The organism is Streptomyces sp. NPDC004658 (genome assembly GCF_040609555.1).
In the GTDB taxonomy this organism is placed as follows: domain Bacteria; phylum Actinomycetota; class Actinomycetes; order Streptomycetales; family Streptomycetaceae; genus Streptomyces.
Genome location: NZ_JBEXKG010000040.1, coordinates 1 through 19,419 on the forward strand (window position 1 = coordinate 1; position 19,419 = coordinate 19,419).

At 72.7% G+C, this 19,419-nt stretch carries 18 protein-coding genes; 9 read left to right on the forward strand and 9 right to left on the reverse strand.

Features of this window, described 5'->3' with window-relative positions:
• On the reverse strand, nucleotides 1–1,073 hold a 1,073-nt coding region (locus tag ABZV94_RS16550), incomplete at its 3' end, for a hypothetical protein (RefSeq protein WP_356340991.1).
• Between the two features lie 142 nt (nucleotides 1,074–1,215).
• Nucleotides 1,216–2,157, reverse strand: a complete 942-nt coding sequence (locus tag ABZV94_RS16555; RefSeq protein ID WP_356340992.1) for a 5-dehydro-4-deoxyglucarate dehydratase — start codon at nucleotides 2,155–2,157, stop codon at nucleotides 1,216–1,218.
• A 240-nt stretch (nucleotides 2,158–2,397) separates the two neighbouring features.
• Here ABZV94_RS16555 and ABZV94_RS16560 point away from each other — a divergent pair, with 240 nt between their 5' ends.
• From ABZV94_RS16560 to ABZV94_RS16590, 7 genes are all read left to right on the forward strand, one after another.
• Nucleotides 2,398–3,207 (forward strand): NAD(P)-dependent oxidoreductase, encoded by an 810-nt coding sequence (locus ABZV94_RS16560; protein WP_356340994.1) that lies wholly within the window; start codon nucleotides 2,398–2,400, stop codon nucleotides 3,205–3,207.
• A 284-nt stretch (nucleotides 3,208–3,491) separates the two neighbouring features.
• Nucleotides 3,492–4,262, forward strand: a complete 771-nt coding sequence (locus tag ABZV94_RS16565; RefSeq protein ID WP_356340995.1) for a DeoR/GlpR family DNA-binding transcription regulator — start codon at nucleotides 3,492–3,494, stop codon at nucleotides 4,260–4,262.
• Nucleotides 4,263–4,348: 86 nt separating this feature from the next.
• Nucleotides 4,349–5,719, forward strand: coding sequence for a sugar ABC transporter substrate-binding protein (locus ABZV94_RS16570; RefSeq protein WP_356340996.1), 1,371 nt, complete (start codon nucleotides 4,349–4,351; stop codon nucleotides 5,717–5,719).
• A complete protein-coding gene (locus ABZV94_RS16575; protein ID WP_356340997.1) occupies nucleotides 5,716–6,654 on the forward strand; it encodes a sugar ABC transporter permease in 939 nt (312 codons plus the stop codon). The genes ABZV94_RS16570 and ABZV94_RS16575 overlap by 4 nt, the downstream gene beginning before the upstream one ends.
• Nucleotides 6,651–7,478 carry a carbohydrate ABC transporter permease gene (locus tag ABZV94_RS16580; protein ID WP_356340998.1) on the forward strand — a complete coding sequence of 276 codons (828 nt, stop codon included), beginning with the start codon at nucleotides 6,651–6,653 and terminating at the stop codon, nucleotides 7,476–7,478. The genes ABZV94_RS16575 and ABZV94_RS16580 overlap by 4 nt, the downstream gene beginning before the upstream one ends.
• On the forward strand, nucleotides 7,475–8,464 hold the full coding sequence (locus ABZV94_RS16585; protein ID WP_356341000.1) for a zinc-dependent alcohol dehydrogenase family protein: 990 nt from the start codon (nucleotides 7,475–7,477) through the stop codon (nucleotides 8,462–8,464). The genes ABZV94_RS16580 and ABZV94_RS16585 overlap by 4 nt, the downstream gene beginning before the upstream one ends.
• A gap of 63 nt (nucleotides 8,465–8,527) precedes the next feature.
• Nucleotides 8,528–9,733: a TerD family protein gene (locus tag ABZV94_RS16590; protein ID WP_356341001.1), complete on the forward strand. Its 1,206-nt coding sequence runs from the start codon at nucleotides 8,528–8,530 to the stop codon at nucleotides 9,731–9,733.
• A gap of 93 nt (nucleotides 9,734–9,826) precedes the next feature.
• On the opposite strand, the gene ABZV94_RS16595 is transcribed toward ABZV94_RS16590, so the two are convergent.
• Complete coding sequence (locus tag ABZV94_RS16595; RefSeq protein WP_356341003.1) at nucleotides 9,827–10,399, reverse strand: TetR/AcrR family transcriptional regulator; 573 nt, start codon at nucleotides 10,397–10,399, stop codon at nucleotides 9,827–9,829.
• Nucleotides 10,400–10,549: 150 nt separating this feature from the next.
• On the opposite strand from ABZV94_RS16595, the gene ABZV94_RS16600 reads away from it, so the two are divergent.
• Nucleotides 10,550–11,998 carry an MFS transporter gene (locus ABZV94_RS16600; RefSeq protein ID WP_356341004.1) on the forward strand — a complete coding sequence of 483 codons (1,449 nt, stop codon included), beginning with the start codon at nucleotides 10,550–10,552 and terminating at the stop codon, nucleotides 11,996–11,998.
• Between the two features lie 47 nt (nucleotides 11,999–12,045).
• On the opposite strand, the gene ABZV94_RS16605 is transcribed toward ABZV94_RS16600, so the two are convergent.
• Both ABZV94_RS16605 and ABZV94_RS16610 read right to left on the reverse strand, forming a co-directional pair.
• Nucleotides 12,046–13,500 (reverse strand): alkaline phosphatase PhoX, encoded by a 1,455-nt coding sequence (locus ABZV94_RS16605; RefSeq protein WP_356341005.1) that lies wholly within the window; start codon nucleotides 13,498–13,500, stop codon nucleotides 12,046–12,048.
• Between the two features lie 188 nt (nucleotides 13,501–13,688).
• Entirely contained in the window at nucleotides 13,689–15,116 is a 1,428-nt protein-coding gene (locus ABZV94_RS16610; RefSeq protein WP_356341007.1) for a hypothetical protein, read from the reverse strand.
• 265 nt (nucleotides 15,117–15,381) lie between these two features.
• Here ABZV94_RS16610 and ABZV94_RS16615 point away from each other — a divergent pair, with 265 nt between their 5' ends.
• A complete protein-coding gene (locus ABZV94_RS16615; protein WP_356341008.1) occupies nucleotides 15,382–17,208 on the forward strand; it encodes an endonuclease/exonuclease/phosphatase family protein in 1,827 nt (608 codons plus the stop codon).
• Nucleotides 17,209–17,473: 265 nt separating this feature from the next.
• Here the strand turns inward: ABZV94_RS16615 and ABZV94_RS16620 are convergent, their stop codons facing one another.
• Genes ABZV94_RS16620 through ABZV94_RS16635 form a run of 4 tightly spaced genes read right to left on the reverse strand, consistent with a single transcriptional unit; the run spans nucleotide 17,474 to nucleotide 19,318 of the window.
• A complete protein-coding gene (locus ABZV94_RS16620; RefSeq protein WP_356341010.1) occupies nucleotides 17,474–18,007 on the reverse strand; it encodes a DUF3618 domain-containing protein in 534 nt (177 codons plus the stop codon).
• Nucleotides 18,004–18,423: a phage holin family protein gene (locus ABZV94_RS16625; protein WP_356341011.1), complete on the reverse strand. Its 420-nt coding sequence runs from the start codon at nucleotides 18,421–18,423 to the stop codon at nucleotides 18,004–18,006. Before ABZV94_RS16625 ends, ABZV94_RS16620 begins: the two co-directional genes overlap by 4 nt.
• 53 nt (nucleotides 18,424–18,476) lie before the next feature.
• Entirely contained in the window at nucleotides 18,477–19,172 is a 696-nt protein-coding gene (locus ABZV94_RS16630) for a hypothetical protein (protein WP_356341012.1), read from the reverse strand.
• Complete coding sequence (locus tag ABZV94_RS16635) at nucleotides 19,169–19,318, reverse strand: hypothetical protein (RefSeq protein ID WP_356341014.1); 150 nt, start codon at nucleotides 19,316–19,318, stop codon at nucleotides 19,169–19,171. Before ABZV94_RS16635 ends, ABZV94_RS16630 begins: the two co-directional genes overlap by 4 nt.
• Between the last annotated feature and the right edge of the window lie 101 nt (nucleotides 19,319–19,419).

Sequence of the window (19,419 nt, forward strand, 5' to 3'; positions counted from 1 at the left end):
ACGGTCGCCTCCCGGAGGTCACCCGTGACCCGGGTGTCCGTGATGGTGACGTGTGAGCCGAGCCGCGGGTCATTGATCCCGCGCTGCAGCTTCTGCGCCTGCCCGGCGAAGGGCGCCAGCAGGGCCGTACCGCCGGTGCAGGGCACCACCACGCCGTCGGCCACGGACAGGATGTGGGCGGGGTCGACGCCCGCGTTGGCTCCGCAGTGGTACGGGACCGGGTCGGCGTGCAGCAGGACCTGGAAGCCGTCCGGCGCGGCGGCGCGTACGGCGGTGACGGCCTCCTCCTGGAGGGTGCGGGCGGTGGTGTCCCGCCAGGCGCGCGTGGCGGCGGCCGTGTCCCCGCCGAGCAGCTTCTCCACCGTCGGCCAGCCCTCGTCGTCCGCCGTGCCCCGCCACAGCGGCTCCAGCGCCTCGCGCACGGACCCGGCCAGCGCGTCGGCGTCCAGTCCCCGCTCGCCGTAGCCGGTGCGGCAGGACGGGCAGAAGCACAGGGACATCAGGTACTGCCCGGCGTCCCCGAGGCCGACGCCGGCGGTCTTGTCGTGGGCGTGCAGATGCTGGAGCCCGTACCAGCCGAGGGACTCCAGTTCGGTGCCGTGCGCGCCGGGGCGTACGGCGGCCTCGGCGGCCAGGTCGACCAGGTAGGCGCGGGTGGCGGGCTGGGCGACGCAGGGGGCCCACGGGTAGCGGTCGCCGTACGCGTTGACCACCGAGGTGTCCGGGTGTTCGGCGCCGAGGCGGGAGTTGTGGGCGAGCACGACCCAGGTGTGCACCTCCAGACCGGCCGCGGCGAGGGCTTCGGCGGCCTCGCCGTAGGCGTTGCCGGGGGCCCAGCGGCCGGCGGGATAGGGGCGCAGGCCGCGGCCCGCCCAGCGGTCGCCCGGCGGGTAGAGGACGGCCGCGTACTCGGCGGTGACGATGCGGTGGCGGGGGTGGCGGGGGGTGAGGGCACGGGTGGAGTGGTACGCGGAGGCCAGGGTCACCTGCTCCACGCCGAGTCCGGCGAGCCGCTCCGGGGCGGCGGGGTCCCCGTTGACGTCCCAGGGGTAGACGAACGCCGACGCCTTCACGTGTCCTCCTTCGACAGGGCCTGACCGTACGTGTTCACGGGTTGCTCGGGGAGGGGGTGGCCGCACGCCTTCACGCATCGCTTCCGCCGGGGGAAGCCGTACTCCCTCACACATCCCTCCGGCGGGCGGCGGCCGTGTTCGCTCACGCCTGCTCCGCCAGCAGTTCGTGGCCGCGTTCGATGAGCCGGGCGAGTTGCTTGACGTGGTCCTCGGCCGGCTCGTGCAGCGGGGGCCGGACCTCGCCGACGTCGAGGCCGCGCAGCCGTACCCCGGCCTTGACGAGGGAGACGGCGTATCCGCGGCCCTGGGCGCGCAGTTCGACGAAGGGGCGGTAGAAGCCGTCCAGGAGCCGGTGGGCGGTGGGCAGGTCGCCCGTCTCCAGGGCGCGGTGGAAGGCGAGGGCGATCTCCGGCGCGAAGCAGAACACCGCGGAGGAGTACAGGGTGATGCCGAGGGCGCGGTAGGCGAGCTGGGTCTGCTCGGCGGTGGGCAGGCCGTTGAAGTACAGGAAGTCGCCGGGCACCTCGGTGCGGACGGCGCTGACGGTCCGCTGCATGAGGTCCAGGTCGCCGAGGCCGTCCTTGAGGCCGATGACGCCGTCGGTGCGGGCCAGTTCGACCACGGTCGCGGGGGTGAACAGGGCGTTGTCGCGCTGGTAGACGATGACGGGCAGGTCGGTGGCGGCGGCGACCTCCCGGTAGTGCCGCAGCAGCCCCTCCTGCCCGGCCAGCACGAGGTACGGCGGCATGGCGAGGAGGCCGTCGGCGCCCGCGCCGGCGGCGAGACGCGCGTAGCGGACGGCGAGGGCAGTGCCGTAGCCGGCGCCCGCGACGACCGGGACGCGCCCTTCGGCCGCCTCGACGGCCACCCGGACGCAGGCCTCGAACTCCTCCGGCAGCAGCGCGTGGAACTCCCCGGTGCCGCAGCAGGCGAAGACGGCGGCGGCACCGGCCGCGACGCCGCGGCGCACATGGGTGCGGTAGACGTCCAGGTCGAGTGAGCCGCCGGGGCCGTAGGCCGTGACGGGGAAGAAGAGCGGCCCGCTGGGATCGCGGAGCCGGGCGGCGAGAGGGGCTGGCGTCACAAGCGCTCCCTGTCGGTGCATGTTTCTGATCGGTGTCTATATTTCTGAACAACTTCACGCTACGGGCCGCCATTGGAGCGGGTCAAGCGCCCGAACGGGCAACACCGGAGCGGATTTCCGCCTGTCACGGCACACTTGACGGGGCGCGGCACCCCTCCCTAGCGTGTCCACGAATGTGAATACTGTCCATCCATGCGGCCGTTGACCCCAGGACCCCAGGACCCCAAGGAGATTCGAAGGATGCCCGCTCCCCGCACCCTCCTGCTCACCGGCGCGGCCGGCGGGCTCGGCACCCTGATGCGGTCCCTGCTGCCGGAGTACGGCTACACGCTGCGCCTGTTCGACGTGCGGCCCGTCGAGGGCGAGCCGGACGCGATCACCGCGGACCTCGGTGACAAGGAGGCGCTGCGCGAAGCGGTGCGGGGCGTGGACGCGGTCCTGCACCTCGCGGGGATCTCCCTGGAGGCACCCTTCGAGAAGATCCTGCGGTCGAACATCGAGGGCACCTACAACCTGTACGAGGCCGCCCGCCAGGAGGGCGTGCCGCGGATCGTCTTCGCCTCCTCCAACCACGCCGTCGGCTTCACCCCCGCCCCGCGCGCGGGCGAGCCGCTGATCCCCGTCGACACCCCGCGCCGCCCGGACACCTTCTACGGCCTGTCGAAGTCCTTCGGCGAGGACCTGGCCCAGCTCTACTGGGACAAGCACGGCCTGGAGACCGTCTCCGTGCGCATCGGCTCCTGCTTCCCGGAGCCCACCAGCGTCCGCATGCTCTCGGTGTGGATGAGCCCGGCCGACGGCGCCCGGCTCTTCCACGCGGCCCTGACCGCCGAGGAGGTCGGCCACACGGTCGTCTACGGCTCCTCCGCCAACACCCGCCTGTGGTGGGACCTGACCACCGCGCGGGCGCTCGGCTACGACCCCCAGGACGACTCCGAGCCGTACGCCGAGAAGCTCCTCGCCGAGCAGGGCGAGCTGGACCCGGAGAACCCGGCCCACAGCCACCTCGGCGGCCACTTCGTGAACGACCCGCCGATCTGGCCGTACTGACCCCTTCGCCGGGTCCCCGGGGGCTCCCGGCGGCCGGAAACGATCGTCCACGCGCGCGGGCGGGCACCGAACGGGCCCGCCCGCCGCCGTGTCCGGGCATCCGCCGTGCCCGATCCCACCCCGCCCCCGGCAGCCGCGCAGGTCCGCGCCGGGCACGGCCCGCGCGAAGCGGGCACAAGCGGGCAGTATCGGGCCCGCAACAGGCCTGGTCAGCGTCGCGCACCGACGGTAGAACTTCCCCCAAGGGCCCGAACGGGCAGGTCCACAGGGAAGTGGGTGACGACATGACCATCAGGTCGGCGGAAGAACGCCAGCGCGAGATCGTGCGGGCCGCCCGCGCCACCGGCTCGGTGGACGTCACCGCGCTCGCCGCCGACCTGGGCGTGGCCAAGGAGACCATCCGGCGCGATCTGCGCGCCCTGGAGGACCACGGCCTGGTCCGCCGCACCCACGGCGGCGCCTATCCGGTGGAGAGCGCCGGGTTCGAGACGACCCTCGCCTTCCGCGCCACCAGCCACGTACCCGAGAAGCGCCGGATCGCCGCCGCGGCGGCCGAGCTGCTCGGGGACGCCGAGACGGTCTTCGTCGACGAGGGCTTCACCCCGCAGCTCATCGCCGAGGCGCTGCCCAGGGACCGGCCGCTGACCGTGGTCACCGCGTCCCTGCCGGTCGCGGGCGCGCTCGCGGAGGCCGGCCAGGTCTCCGTCCTGCTGCTCGGCGGCCGGGTCCGCCCGGGCACGCTGGCCACCGTCGACCACTGGACGACGAAGATGCTGGCCGGGTTCGTGATCGACCTGGCCTACATCGGGGCCAACGGCATCTCCCGCGAACACGGCCTGACCACGCCGGACCCGGCGGTCAGCGAGGTGAAGGCACAGGCTGTCCGGGCCGCCCGCCGCACGGTCTTCGCGGGCGTGCACACCAAGTTCGGCGCGGTCAGCTTCTGCCGGTTCGCGGAGATCGGCGCGCTGGAGGCGATCGTGACCAGCACCCTGCTCCCGGCCGCCGAGGCGCACCGCTACTCCCTGCTGGGCCCGCAGGTCATCCGGGTCTGATTCTCCGACTCCTCCCCCGTCCTGGGGTGTTCCTCACCCCCGAGCACCCCTTATGTCCCCCTTTCGCATATCTCCTGGAGCGATCCATGCGCACCCCGAGCCGACGGAGGCCGCGAGCCACGCTCGCCCTGGCCGCCGCAGGGACGCTGCTCGCCCCGCTGCTCTCCGGCTGCTGGGCCGGTGCCGGCGGGACCGGTTCCGGCGGCGACTCCATCAACGTCCTGATGGTCAACAACCCGCAGATGACCGAGCTGCAGAAGCTGACCGCCGCCCACTTCACCAAGGACACCGGCATCAAGGTCAACTTCACGGTCCTGCCCGAGAACGACGTCCGCGACAAGATCAGCCAGGACTTCGCCAACCAGGCCGGACAGTACGACGTGGCCACCCTGTCCAACTACGAGATACCGATCTACGCCCGCAACGGCTGGCTGCACGAGATGGACTCCTACGTCGCGAAGGACCCGTCGTACGACGAGCAGGACGTGCTCAAGCCGATGCGCCAGTCCCTCACCGGCGACGACGGCAAGCTCTACGGGCAGCCCTTCTACGGCGAGTCGTCCTTCCTCATGTACCGCAAGGACGTGTTCGCGGCGAAGGGCCTGACCATGCCCGAGCGCCCCACCTGGCGGCAGGTCGCCGACCTGGCCGCGAAGGCGGACGGCGCCCGGCCGGGCATGCGGGGCATCTGCCTGCGCGGGCTGCCCGGCTGGGGCGAGCTGATGGCACCCCTGACCACGGTCGTGAACACCTTCGGCGGCACCTGGTTCGACAAGGACTGGAAGGCGCGCCTGGACTCCCCGGCCTTCGAGAAGGCGACGAAGTTCTACGTCGACCTCGTCCGCGCGCACGGCGAGTCCGGCGCCGCCCAGTCCGGCTTCGCCGAGTGCCTGAACAACATGACCCAGGGCAAGGTCGCCATGTGGTACGACGCCACCTCCGCGGCCGGGCTGCTGGAGGCGGCCGGCTCCCCGGTCAAGGGCAAGCTCGGCTACGCCCCCGCCCCCGTCGAGCGCACCGCGTCCTCCGGCTGGCTCTACACCTGGGCCTGGGGCATCCAGCAGGCCTCCCGCAACCCCGACAAGGCCTGGAAGTTCGTCTCCTGGGCGTCGGGCAAGGACTACGAGCGGCTGGTCGGCGAGACCAGCGGCTGGTCGAACGTCCCGGCGGGCAAGCGGGCGTCGACCTACACCGACGCCGACTACCGCAAGTCGGCCGCCGCGTTCCAGGAGATGACCAAGGAGGCCATCGAGAGCGCCCGGCCGAACGACCCCGGCGTGCAGCCGCGGCCCGCGCCCGGCATCCAGTTCGTCGGCATCCCCGAGTTCACCGACCTCGGCACCAAGGTCTCCCAGGAGATCAGCGCGGCCATCGCCGGACGCCAGTCCGTCGGCTCGGCCCTGAAGAAGTCGCAGGCACTCGCCGAGAAGATCTCCGAGGAGTACGAGGGACGATGACAGCGACGACCACGGCCCCCCTCGCGGCCACACCCGCACGGACGGTCAGGCAGCCCTCGGCCCGGCTGCGCGCCTGGGCCACCCGCGCCCCGCTGCTGCCGGCCCTCGTCTTCATGATCGTGGTGACCCAGCTGCCCTTCGTGGCCACGCTGGTGATCTCCTTCTTCGACTGGAACGCCCTCTACCCCAAGGCCCGCCGCTTCACCGGCCTGGACAACTACCGTCAGGTGCTCACCGACGCCGACCTGCGCCACTCGGTGTGGACGACCGTGCTGCTCACGGCGGCCGTGGTGCTGGCCAGCCTGGTCCTCGGGCTGGCGCTGGCACTACTGCTGGACCGCCGGTTCCGCGGCCGGGGCATCGTCCGCACCCTGCTCATCGCCCCCTTCCTGGTGGTGCCGGTGGCCGCCGCGCTGCTCTGGAAGCACGTGCTCTACAACCCCGAGTACGGCTTGCTCAACGGGTTGCTGCACTATGTGGGCGGCCCCCAGCCGGACTGGGTCTCCCGCACCCCGCTGCTCGCGGTCGAGGCCTCCCTGGTGTGGCAGTGGACGCCGTTCATGATGCTGATCCTGCTGGCCGGGCTGCAGAGCCGGGACCAGCAGCAGATCGAGGCCGCGCGGGTCGACGGCGCGAGCGACTGGCAGATCTTCCGCCATCTGACCCTGCCTCACCTGCGCCGCTACCTGGAACTGGGCGCGCTGCTCGGGTCGATCTACATCGTCCAGAACTTCGACGCGGTCTTCACGATCACGTCCGGCGGCCTGGGCACCGCCAACCTGCCCTACACCGTCTACCAGAGCTTCTACCAGGCCCACGAGAACGGGCTGGCCTCGGCCGCCGGAGTCCTGGTGGTCATCGGCTCCATCGTCATCGCGACCTTCGCCCTGCGCGTGGTGTCGTCCCTGTTCCGCGAGGAGGTGTCCCGCGCATGACCGCCGTACTGCGCCGGGGTGGTCTCGGCCTGGTGGCCTGGCTGGCCGGCATCGTCTTCTTCCTGCCCATCGCGTGGATGGCCCTGACGTCCTTCCACTCCGAGGCGGACGCGGCGACCAACCCGCCGTCCTTCGCCGCGTCGCTGACGCTCGACGGCTACCGCGAGTTCTTCGGCAGCGGCGGCGGGGCCAGCCCGTGGCCCGCGCTGGTCAACTCCACGGTGGCGTCGGTCGCCTCGACGCTCCTGGTGCTGCTGCTGGCCCTCCCGGCGGCCTACGCGCTGTCGATCCGGCCGGTGCGGAAGTGGACCGACGTCCTGTTCTTCTTCCTGTCCACCAAGATGCTGCCGGCCGTGGCGGGCCTGCTGCCGGTCTACCTGTTCGCCAAGAACGCCGGGATGCTCGACAACATCTGGCTGCTGGTCGTCCTGTACACCTCCATGAACCTGCCGATCGCCGTGTGGATGATGCAGTCCTTCCTCGCCGAGGTGCCGGTCGCGGTCATCGAGGCGGCGCGGGTGGACGGCGCCCGGCTCCCGGTGATCCTCGCGCGCGTGGTGGCCCCGATCGCCCTGCCCGGCATCGCCGCCACCGCCCTGATCTGCTTCATCTTCAGCTGGAACGAACTGCTCTTCGCCCGAGTCCTGACGGGCGTGGTCGCCGAGACCGCCCCCGTCTTCCTGACCGGCTTCATCACCAGCCAGGGCCTGTTCCTGGCCAAGGTGTGCGCCGCGTCGCTCGTCATCTCCCTGCCGGTGCTCGCCGCGGGGTTCGCCGCCCAGGACAAGCTGGTCCAGGGCCTGTCGTTGGGAGCCGTGAAATGAAGGCCGCCGTCATCGAGTCCGTGGGCCGCGCCGTCGTCACCGAGGTGCCCGACCCGACACCGGGCCCCCGCGAGGTGGTCGTGGAGGTCGCGGCCTGCGGTCTGTGCGGCACCGACCTGCACATCCTCCAGGGCGAGTTCGCGCCCAAGCTGCCGATCGTCCCCGGGCACGAGTTCGCGGGCACGGTCGTCGGCACCGGCACCCAGGTCACCGAGGTGGCCGTCGGCGACCGGGTGGCCGTGGACCCGTCCCTGTACTGCCACGAGTGCCGGTACTGCCGTACCGGACACAACAACCTGTGCGAGCGGTGGGCGGCGATCGGCGTGACGACGGCGGGCGGTGCGGCACAGTACGCGCTCGCCCCGGTCGCCAACTGCGTGAAGCTGCCCGACCACGTCCGCACCGAGGACGCGGCCCTGGTGGAACCCCTGTCCTGCGCGGTGCGCGGCTACGACGTGCTCCGGTCCCGGCTGGGCGCCCACGTGCTGATCTACGGCTCCGGGACCATGGGCCTGATGATGCTGGAGCTGGCCAAGCGGACCGGTGCGGCGAGCGTGGACGTGGTCGACGTCAATCCCGCCCGTCTGGAGACGGCCCGCCTGCTCGGCATCTCGGCGTCCGCGGCGAACGCCGACGAACTGGACCGCCCGCAGGGCTGGGACGTCGTGATCGACGCCACCGGCAACGCGGCGGCGATCCAGGACGGCCTGGACCGGGTCGCGAAGGCGGGCACGTTCCTCCAGTTCGGGGTGGCGGACTACGCGACCCGCGTGACGATCGACCCGTACCGGATCTACAACCAGGAGATCACCATCACCGGCTCCATGGCCGTGCTGCACAGCTTCGAGCGGGCGGCCGAACTGTTCGCGAACGGCGTGCTGGACCCGGGCGTCTTCATCAGCGACCGGATCCCGCTGGAGCGGTACCCGCAGGCGCTGGAGCAGTTCGCGGCGGGCGTGGGACGCAAGATCGTGGTGGTGCCCTGAGCCGATCGGGGGCGGGTAAGGGAACGGTAAAGCGGTGTCGTTCGTTCTCCCGGCATGACAGCTATGACCCCTGGCTCGAACGTCCCTCTGTCGGCCGCGCGCGTGACGGTGGACGTCTCCGCTCCGGTGCGGCTCGACGTGTCGGGCCTGCTGCTCACCGGTGACGGCAAGGTGCGCTCCGACGACGACTTCATCTTCTACAACCAGCCCACCGGGCCGGGCGTGACGTACCGGTCGGGCGGTGGTACGGCGCCGGACGCGGTCACGGTCGACACGGCCGCCGTGCCGCCGGAGATCGAGAAGATCGTCGTCACGGCCAGCCCGGACGCGGCCGGCCAGACCTTCCAGGGCATCGAGCCGACGGCCACCATCCGGGACGCCGACGGCGGCGCCGTGCTGGCGACGTTCACCCCGCCGCAGCTCGGCAGCGAGACCGCGCTGGTGGTCGTGGAGATCTACCGCCGGGGCGGCCAGTGGAAGGCGCGGGCCGTCGGGCAGGGGTACGCCGACGGGCTCGCGGGCATCGCGACCGACTTCGGCGTGACGGTGGAGGAACCGGCCGCGGCTCCTGCCGCGCAGGCCGCCCCGCCGCAGCCGGCCGCCGCCCCCGTGGCTCCCCCGCAGCCGGCCGCCGCCCCCGCCGCACCGCCGCAGCCGGTGACCCCGCCGCCCGCTCCCGCGCCCGGCGCCGGGAAGATCAACCTGGACAAGGGCCGGGTCAGCCTCCAGAAGAACCAGACCGTGTCCCTCGTCAAGGGCGGCCGGCCGCTGCTCTCCCAGGTGCGGATGGGCCTCGGCTGGGAGCCGGCGTTCCGCGGCAAGGACATCGACCTGGACGCCTCGGTCATCGCCTACGGCCCGCAGCGCAACCACATCGACAGCTGCTACTTCGGCAAGCTGACGATCCTGAACGGCGCCGTCCGGCACTCCGGGGACAACCTGACCGGCGAGGGCGCGGGCGACGACGAGGTCATCACCGTCGACCTCGGCCGGCTGCCCCAGGAGGTCACCGGGCTCGTCTTCACCGTGAACTCCTTCTCCGGCCAGAAGTTCACGGAGGTCGCCAAGGCGTACTGCCGCCTGGTCGACGCCTCCTCGGGCGAGGAGCTGGTCCGCTTCGACCTGACGGGCGCGGAGCCGCGGACCGGCGTCATGATGGCCAAGCTGATCCGCCAGTTCTCCGGCGAGTGGGACATGACGGCGCTGGGCGAGTTCGTGAAGGCCCGCACCGTACGGAACATGGTCGAGCCGGGGGCGCGCGCCCTGTAGCCCGGCAGGGGCCGGCGCAGTCGGGCCGGGGACTCGCCGCCGTCCTGGCGGCGGTCCCCCGGCCCGTGGCTCCGCCGTGGCCGGGCCGTCACCTCAGCCGGCCCGCAGCCCCTCCGTCAACAGCCCCAGATAGCGCCGGATCTCCGGCTCCCCCACCCCGGCCAGCTCCGCCGCCGAGGCCACTCCGTGGGCCAGGCGCAGCACCTCGATCGGCGCCACGTCCCCCCGCAGCGCCCCCTCGGCCTGCGCCGCCTCCACGAGCTTGGTCACCGCACCCTTCACCACGTTCCCGCACGCCGTCAGCGCCGCCGCGCTGCCGTGCTCCGTCACCGCCGAGCTGAGCAGGGCCTTCATGCCCCGCACCTGGAGGGTGCGGACCGCCAGCTCGTACAGCCACTCCGTGAGGGCCTCGCCGGGCGGCCGTTCCTGCGCCAGCTCGTCGGCGCGCGCCCCGAGCGCCTCGATGCGGTCCACGTACGCCGCCTCCAGCAGCGCCTGCCGGGTCGGGAAGTGCCGGTAGAGCGTGCCCGATCCGACGCCCGCCCGCTTGGCGATGTCGTCGAGCGAGGCGTTCTCCCCGTGCTCCGCGAAGGCTTCCGCGGCCACCTTCAGCAGCCGCTCGTAGTTGCGCCGAGCGTCCGCGCGCATGGGCCTGCCCTGCGTCATCCACTCACTCCTTGCAAACCGGGGACCCTCTCCGTATCTTATCGAGCACTAAACGGAGACAGTCCCCGCTTATTGCCGTGGTGTTCCGTGGGCGGCTCACCCCTGCCCGGAAACCCGCATGCCCGGGGGCGCCCAGACCGGGAGACCGCCATGTCCACCCCGTCCGCACCGTCCGCCCCGCCCACCACGGAAGCCTCCTCCGCCAGATCCGCGCCACCGGCGCGGCCCGGCACCACACTGCTCGTCATCGTCACCGCCTACCTGATGGTCGGCGTCGACTCCACCGTCGTCAACGTGGCGCTGCCGGACATCCAACGGGGCCTGCGCTTCAGCGGCACCGGCCTGTCCTGGGTCCTCAACGCCTACACCCTCGCCTTCGGCGGCCTGCTGCTGCTCGGCGGACGCGTCGGCGACCTCCTCGGCCGCCGGCGCACCCTGACCGCGGGCGTCCTGCTGTTCGCCCTGTCCTCCCTGCTCGGCGGCCTCGCCACCGAGGGCGGCCGACTGCTCGTCGCCCGCGCGCTGCAGGGTGTGGGCGCGGCCCTGATCGCCCCGAACACCCTCGCCCTGATCACCACCGGCTTCCCCGACGGCCCGCGCCGGCACCGCGCGCTGAGCGTCTACTCCTCCATGGCCGGCGTCGGCGGCTCCGTCGGTCTGGTCCTCGGCGGCATGCTCACCTCGTGGGCCTCCTGGCGCTGGGCGCTGCTCGTCAACGTCCCCATCGGCCTCGTCCTGGCCCTCGCCCTGCCCCGCTTCGTGCCCGAGACCCCGCGCCACACGGGCCGCTTCGACCTGCCGGGCGCGCTGACCGGGACGGCCGCCACGACCTCGCTGGTGTACGCGTTCATCCAGGTCTCGCAGGGCGGCTGGGACGACACCCGGGCGCTGCTCGGCTTCGCCGCGGCGGCCGTCCTGCTCGCCGGCTTCCTGCTGGTGGAGTCCCGCGCGGACCAGCCGGTGCTGCCGCTGCGCCTGTTCGCGGACCGCGACCGGGCCGGCGGGTACGCGAGCATCCTGCTGCTGCCCGCGGGCATGTTCGGCGCCTTCTACTTCCTCACCCTGTTCGGCCAGCGGGTGCTGGGCTACAGCCCCTTGCGCGCGGGCTTCGCGTTCCTGCCGATGACCCTGGTGATGTTCACGACCGTACGGCTGGTGCCCCGGCTGCTGCCCCGGTTCGGCACCAAGCCGGTGCTGCTGACCGGCATGTCCCTGGCCGCGCTCGGCACCGGCTGGCTGGCCCGGCTGGAGCCCGGGGACGGCTACGCGGCCGGGCTGCTCGGGCCGCTGCTGCTGGTCGGCCTGGGCCTCGGCCTGAGCTTCATGCCGCTCAACGCCACGATCCTGTCCGCCGTCACCCCGAAAGACGCGGGCGCCGCCTCCGGACTGCTCCAGACCGTGCAGTGGCTGGGCGGCACGGTCGGCCTGTCGGTGCTGGTCACGGTGTACGGCACGGCCACCCGGCACACCACCGGCTCCCCCGGCGCCGTCCTCACCCACGGCGCCGCCCACGCCTTCGCCGCCGGCGCCCTGATCACCCTGGCCGGCCTGCTTGTGGCGGCGGTGGTCCTGACCGGCCGACGCGGGCCGGTGAAGTGACCGCCGCCGCCCGCCCGGTGAAGGGCGCGTCAGTCACCCAGCAGGGCTCAGCCGCACTTCTGGCGCTTCCAGGGGCCGGTGATGGCCAGCATGATGCCCGGCGTCTGGATGTTGGCGAACAGGGTCTTGCCGTCGGGCGAGAAGGTGACGCCCGTGAACTCGCTGTACTCCGGCGCCTCCGCCGTGCCGATGTTCAGCTCGTTGCGGGCGATCGGGTAGGTCCGGCCGCTGTCGGTGGCGCCGAACAGGTGCTGGACGCCCTCGCCGTCCTCGGCGATGACCAGGCCGCCGTACGGGGAGACGGTGATGTTGTCGGGGCCGTCGAAGGCGCCGTCCTTCGCCGGGTCCGGGTTCACGCCGAGCAGCACCTTCAGGGTCAGGGTGCGGCGCTTGGGGTCGTAGAACCAGACCTGGCCGTCGTGCTGCACCGGGCTCTCCTGGCGGGCGTAGGAGGAGACGACGTAGACGCCGCCGTCGCCCCACCACATGCCCTCCAGCTTGCGGGCGCGGGTGACCTGGCCGTCGGTGAACTGCTTGCGCACCGACACCGTCCTGGCGTCGCGGTCGGGGACGTCCACCCAGTCGACGCCGTACACGGTGCCGATCTTCGTGGCGCGCGACAGGTCGTCCACGAACTTGCCGCCGGAGTCGAAGCACTTGAACGCCTGGAGCACGCCCGCGTCGTCGGCGAGGGTGCGCAGCTTGCCACGGCCGTGGCGGAAGCCCTCCGGCGGGGTCCAGCGGTAGAACAGGCCGTTGGGGCCGGAGGCGTCCTCGGTGAGGTAGACGTGACCGCGCTTGGGGTCGACCACGACGGCCTCGTGGGCGTAGCGGCCCAGCGCCTTGACGGGCTTGGGGTCGCGGTTGGCCCGGCGGTCCTCGGGGTCGACCTCGAAGACGTAGCCGTGGTCCTTGGTGAAGCCGTTCTTTCCGGCCTTGTCCTCGGTCTCCTCGCAGGTCAGCCAGGTGCCCCACGGGGTGCTGCCACCGGCGCAGTTGGTGGCGGTGCCGGCGATGCCCACCCACTCGGCGACCTCGCCGCCGCGGCGGACCTCGACGACGGTGCAGCCGCCGGCCGCCGCCGGGTCGTAGACCAGGCCCTCGGTGAGCGGCACCGGGTACGGCCACTGGGCGCGGGCGCCGGCCAGCTCGTGGTTGTTGACGAGGAGGGTGGTGCCGCGGGGGCCCTCGAAGGTGGCGGTGCCGTCGTGGTTGGACGGGGTGAACTCGCCGGACTCCAGCTTGGTCTTGCCGCTGTACGTGATGATCTTGTACGAGAAGCCGGCGGGCAGGGCGAGGATGCCCTTGGGGTCGGCGATCAGCGGGCCGTAGCCGACGCCGTGGTGGTGGCCCCCGTGCCCGGACCCGGCCTCGGTGCTCTCGGTGTCCGTGGCGGCGAGGGCGTTCGGCGCGGTGGCGAGGGCGCCGACGCTGCCCGCCAGGGCGACCCCGGCACCGGTGATCGCGGATGTTCTGGCGAAGTCCCTGCGGGTGAGCGACATGGTGTCTCCTGTGACGACGGTGGTAGTGCCGTGGAGGGTGGGGGGCCTCGGTTCGGCGCACACGCTCCCGCCCACTTGTGAACGCGAGTTGAACGCCGGACTACTTCACCGGTCCTTGTTCAAGAATCCGTACGCACCACCCCATCGCCAGCAAAAGGCACCGGTCGGGCCGCCGACCGGACGGGCCCTCAACTCCCCTGCTGCGAACGCGCCTTGAAGGCCGCCTTCCGGGCCTGCTTGGCCACCTTCTTGTCCGGGTGCAGCCGCCCCATCGCGTCCAGCACCTCGGCGGTGGCCGGGTGCTCCACCCGCCAGGCGGCCGTGAAGAACCCGCTGTGCTGGGCGGCCAGCCCCTCCACGAGGGCCTGGAGTTCCTCCGAGTTGCCCTCGGCCGCCAGCTGTGCGGCCAGCGTGTCCACGGTCAGCCAGAAGACCATGTCCTCGGACGGCGCCGGCACCTCGGCGGCGCCCCGCTCGCTCAGCCACACCCGGGCGAGCCCGCCCAGCTCGGGGTCGTCCAGCACCTCGCGCAGCGCGGGTTCGGCCTCGGCGCCGACCAGCGACAGCGCCTGCTGGCAGCGGAGCCTGCGCAGCGGGGCCCCGTCATCGGAGCCGCGGGCCGCCGCCAGCAACTCGCGTGCCGCCGCGAGCGGTTCGCGGCGGGCCAGCCACTGCTCGGTCTCGGCCCGGGCGGCGGACCGGCCGAACCGGGCGGTGCCGTCGAGCAGGACGTCCGCGCCCTTGTCGGCCAGGTCGCCGACAGCCGGGGCCGCGAACCCGGCCTCCAGCAGACGGGCCCGCAGCCCGTACACGCCGAGCGGGGTGAGGCGGACCATGCCGTAGCGGGCGACGTCCGTGTCGTCCACGGTCGCGGCGGGCTCCTCGTCGGTGTCGGCCATCAGTGCCTCGTCCACCGGCCGGTAGTCCACGAGTCCGACCGGCTCCAGCACCCGGAACTGGTCGTCCAGCCGCATCATCGCGTCGGAGACCTGCTCCAGGACGTCGTTGGTGGGCTCGCCCATGCCGTCGGGCACGAGCATGGAGGCGGCGAGCGCGGGCAGCGGGACGGTGCCGTCGCCGGGGCCGTCCTCACTGACCGTCAGCAGGTAGAGGTTGCCGAGGACGCCGTCGAGGAACTCCGCCTCGGCCTCCGGGTCCCAGCCGAGTGACGAGAAATCGACCTCGCCGCCCTCGTCCAGCGCGTCGACCAGGTCGTCCAGGTCGGGGACGGTCGCGTCGGCGATGACGGTCTCCAGCGCGGCCAGCCACACGGTGAGCACGTCCCTCGGGGAGCCCGCCGTGAGCAGCTTCAGCTCCTCGCCGGCCCGGACGGTGCCGGCCTCCTCGTCCACGATCTCGACCAGACCGGCGTCCACGGCGACCCGCCAGGCCTCGCTGGCGTACGCGACGGCGTCGTCGCCGGTCAGTCCGAGCAGTTCGACGGCGGCCGGCAGCTGCTCCTCGACCAGTCCGCCGCCGGCGTCGACGCGGGTGCCGGGTCCGGCCCAGCGGGCGAGGCGGGCCGCCCGGGAGAGCAACGGCGTGGACAGCGCGGCGCGCGCCAGCTCCGCTTCGGGATGCAGCCGTACGGGCGGCAGGGGGGAGCTGTCTGACATCGGCTGGTTCTCCTCGGACCGTGAACGGGCTCAGCCGCTCAGCCTAGACGGATTTCCACCCATGCCGCCCGGTTCATCTCCCCGTAAGCGGCCGTCCATGGCCGAAACCTTGACAACTCCCCGGGCCAGGCAGGAGATTGACGCGCGTAGAAGTTGGGGGGACAACTGTTCACTCGGCTCTATGCGTGTCACAGAGGGCTACGACCTCCACACGCTCCCGTTCCACCCTCGTCCCGGCGCATCGTCACGTCCCCGGAGGGATCCCTTGCCGAGCAGGTCTTCCGCGCGCCTCGCCGCGCTCACCGTCGCCGCCGTCTGCAGCGCGGCCTCCACCGTCGTCCTCACGGCGCCCGCGCACGCCGACTCGGTGCGCGTCCACGACATCCAGGGCACGACCCGGATATCCCCGTTCGCCGGGCAGAAGGTGACGGACGTGCCCGGCATCGTCACGGCCACGCGCACGTACGGCTCCTCCAGAGGCTTCTGGCTCCAGGACCCGACCCCGGACGACAACCCGGCCACCAGCGAGGGCGTGTTCGTCTTCACCAGCTCCACGCCGAAGGTCGCGGTCGGTGACGCGGTGAAGGTGACCGGCACGGTCTCCGAGTACGTCCCGGGCGGCACCTCCTCCGGCAACCAGTCGCTGACGGAGATCACCAAGCCGGTGATCACCACCGTCTCCGCCGGCAACGCGGTCCCGGCGCCGGTCGTCGTCGACGAGGACGCGGTGCCGGACGCCTACGCGCCCACCGGCGACGCCGCCGCGGCCAACTCGATCAACGGCCTCCCGCTGGACCCGTCGGCGTACGCGCTGGACTACTACGAGTCCCTGGAGGGCATGAACGTCCAGGTCGCCGACGCGCGCGTGGTCACCGCGACCGACCCGTACAGCGAGCTGTGGGTCACGGTGAAGCCGTGGGAGCACCGCAGCCGCCGCGGCGGCACGGTCTACGGCTCCTACGACTCCCAGAACACCGGCCGGCTTCAGATCCAGTCGCTGGGCCCGACCGCCGACTTCCCGAAGGCGAACGTCGGCGACACCCTGGAAGGCACCACCGCGGGCCCGCTGGACTTCAACCAGTACGGCGGCTACACCCTCGTCGCGAGCCGGCTCGGCACGCTGAGGAGCGCCGGCCTGGAGCGCGAGACGACCGAGAAGCAGTCGAGCCGCGAACTGGCGGTGGCGACGTACAACGTCGAGAACCTCGACCCGTCGGACGCCACCTTCGACCAGCACGCCTCCGCGATCGTGCACAACCTCCAGTCGCCGGACATCGTGTCCCTGGAGGAGATCCAGGACAACAACGGCGCCAAGGACGACGGCACGGTCGACGCGGACCAGACCGTGACCAAACTGATCGACGCGATCGTCGCGGCCGGCGGCCCCCGCTACGACTGGCGCTCGGTCAACCCGGTCAACGACCAGGACGGCGGCGAGCCCGGCGGCAACATCCGCCAGGTGTTCCTGTTCAACCCGGAGCGGGTCTCCTTCGTGGACCGCGCGGGCGGCGACTCGACCACCGCCGTCGGCGTCACCAAGGTGCACGGCAAGGCGCAGCTGACGGTCTCCCCGGGCCGGATCGACCCCGCGAACGCGGCCTGGAGCAACAGCCGCAAGCCGCTCGCGGGCGAGTTCGTCTTCCGCGGCAAGACCGTCTTCGTGATCGCCAACCACCTCAACTCCAAGGGCGGCGACCAGGGTCTGACCTCGCAGTACCAGCCGCCGGTGCGCAGCTCGGAGATCCAGCGGCACGCCCAGGCGACGGAGGTGAACGCGTTCGTCAAGGACATCCTGGCCACGGACAAGAACGCGAACGTCATCGCGCTCGGCGACATGAACGACTTCGAGTTCTCCGAGACCGCGCGGATCCTGGAGGGGGACGGCGAGCTGTGGTCGGCGATCAAGTCGCTGCCGAAGAGCGAGCGGTACACCTATGACTACCAGGGCAACCAGCAGGTCCTGGACCAGATCCTGATCAGCCCGGCGATCCGCCGCGGCTGCGACTTCGAGTACGACAGCGTGCACATCAACTCGGAGTTCAACGACCAGATCAGCGACCACGACCCGCAGGTGCTGCGGTTCCGTCCGTGACACGACGGCGGGACCGGCCCGGCTCCACGCCCGGCCGGTCCCGCCGTCCGATGCTCCTGGCGGCGGCTCACCGGCGGTGACTCGCCGGCGGCGCCTCACTCGCAGCGCCTCACCAGGAGCGACTCACCGGCGCCGCCGCACCGGCAGCGGCCCACTGGCGGTGGCTCACCCGCGCGGCGCCTCACAGACAGCGGGCCACCGGCGGTGGCTCACCGGCAGCGGCTCACCAGCAGCAACTCACCGACGGCGCCTCACCAGCAGCGACTCACTGGCAGCGGTCCATCCGGCGCCAGATCAGGGCCGCGCCGACGACGGCGGCGCCGGCCGCGCCGATGACCAGCGCCGGCCGGGGATGCCGCATCGCGGCGCTCACGGCGGACCGCACCGGGCGCGGCACCCGCAGGTCGTGCTCCGCGGTGTGACCGGCGTGGGCCGCCCGGTCCCGCAGGGCGTGCCGGCTGTGCCCGGCCCGCTCCTGCACCAGGTGACCGGCCTTGGTCATCCGTTCCTGCGCGGTGTGGCCGGCCCGCGCGGCGCGGTCCTGGACCAGGTGGCCCGCCTTGGCCGCCCGGTCCTGCACTTCGTGCCCCGCCTGGGCGGCGCCGGCGCGCAGCTGGACGGTCATGGCGCCGGCCTTGTCCCTCAGGTCGGCGGCGCGCGCCCGGGCCCGGCCCTTCACATCGACCCGGTCCACCAGCTGGGCGACGGTGTCGCCCAGCTGGCTCCGGGTCTGTTCGATCTGCCGCCGCAACTCGTCGGGGCCCTTGGCGCCCGAGCCGTGCGGGTTCCTGTGCGTCATCGGTGTGCCCTTTCCCTGATGGCGTCGACGTCCGCCCTGACGCTGCCGAGCGTCTTCTCGGGCGTGGGCGGGGCGGCGCGGCGCAGCTGGGCGCGGCCAGTCGCGGCCAGCAGGCCGGCGACGGCGAAGAACACCGCTGCCACGATGAGCGCCGCCGCCCACACGGGCAGCGCCAGGGAGAGGGCGGCGGTGGCCGCTCCGGCCAGGGTGATCAGCCCGACGTAGCCGACGGCGCCTGCGGCGCCCAGCAGGCCGCCGCCCCGTCCGGCGCGGCGCCCTTTCTCGGCCAGTTCCTCCTTGGCGAGGGCGACCTCCTGCCGCAGCAGCCGGGAGAGCTGTTCGGTGGCCCGGCCGACGAGTTCGCCCGTGGAGGGGTGCCCGTCGGCCGCGGGCCGGGTGTTCGGGGTCACGGTCACGGCGTTCCGCCTCCTCTCAGTGCGGAACCTCCGGGTACCCCTGCCGAAGGTCGTTAGCCCTGCCCGGCGCCGCCGGTCCCGCGTTCGCCGAGGCGTGCGAGTTGGGACTGGAACCAGTCCAGACGCGCCTGCAACAGGGCCGCTTCGGCGACGAGTTCGGGTACGCCCAGCTCATCGCCGGCGGTCAACCCGGCGCCTGCGGGGGCCGTGCCGCCGGCGCCCGCGATCATTCGCAGCCCGTGCCCGGCCAGCCGGGCGAAGCCCGGGAGCGAGACGGACGTGCGCCTGCGCACGCAGGCGGCGCAGACGGGGGCCAGGACCCGCCAGCCCGGACGGCCCCAGCCGGCGTCGGCCAGCGCGACGGCACCGGCGCCGCAGCCGCAGGGCCCGGCCGTGGCCGTGCGCACCCGCTGCCGGGCGTAGCGGAAGCCGCGTTCGAAGCGGATGTAGGCGCCGAGGACGGAGACCTCCAGCAGGACGGCCGCCCGGTGGTCGGCGGTGCACAGCAGGGCCTCGGCCGCCGCCCGGTCGTGCACGCAGTGGAAACCGCAGTCGCACCGGCGCGCGGGCGGTCGGTGCCGGAAGCCGTAGACGCAGGAGGCGTCGTCCAGGACGCCGTACGGCCGTGCGCCGCCGAGCGACACTCCGGTGAACCCGGCCCGGGTGCCGTCCTGGGACAGCACCGGGTGGGCGATCTTGTAGCCGGTCGGCGGCTCCGTCGGGCGTTCCGCCGGGAGCCGCAGCCTCATCGGGCGGCCGGGACCTCTTCGCGGGCCGGGCCTGCCGGTTCGGCCGCGTCCGCGCGGACGGTCTCCTCGGCGACCTGCGGCTTCTCCTCCCGGACGAGTGGCCGCTCCTCCGCGATGCCGGTGGCCAGTGCCTTGCCGAGCTTCATGGTGCCTCCCATGACGAACGTCGGTGACCCTCCGGCCATAGTGACCCATGAGGGGCCGAGTTGGACATAGGGCCTCCGCCCGCACCCCTGACTCATTAGAG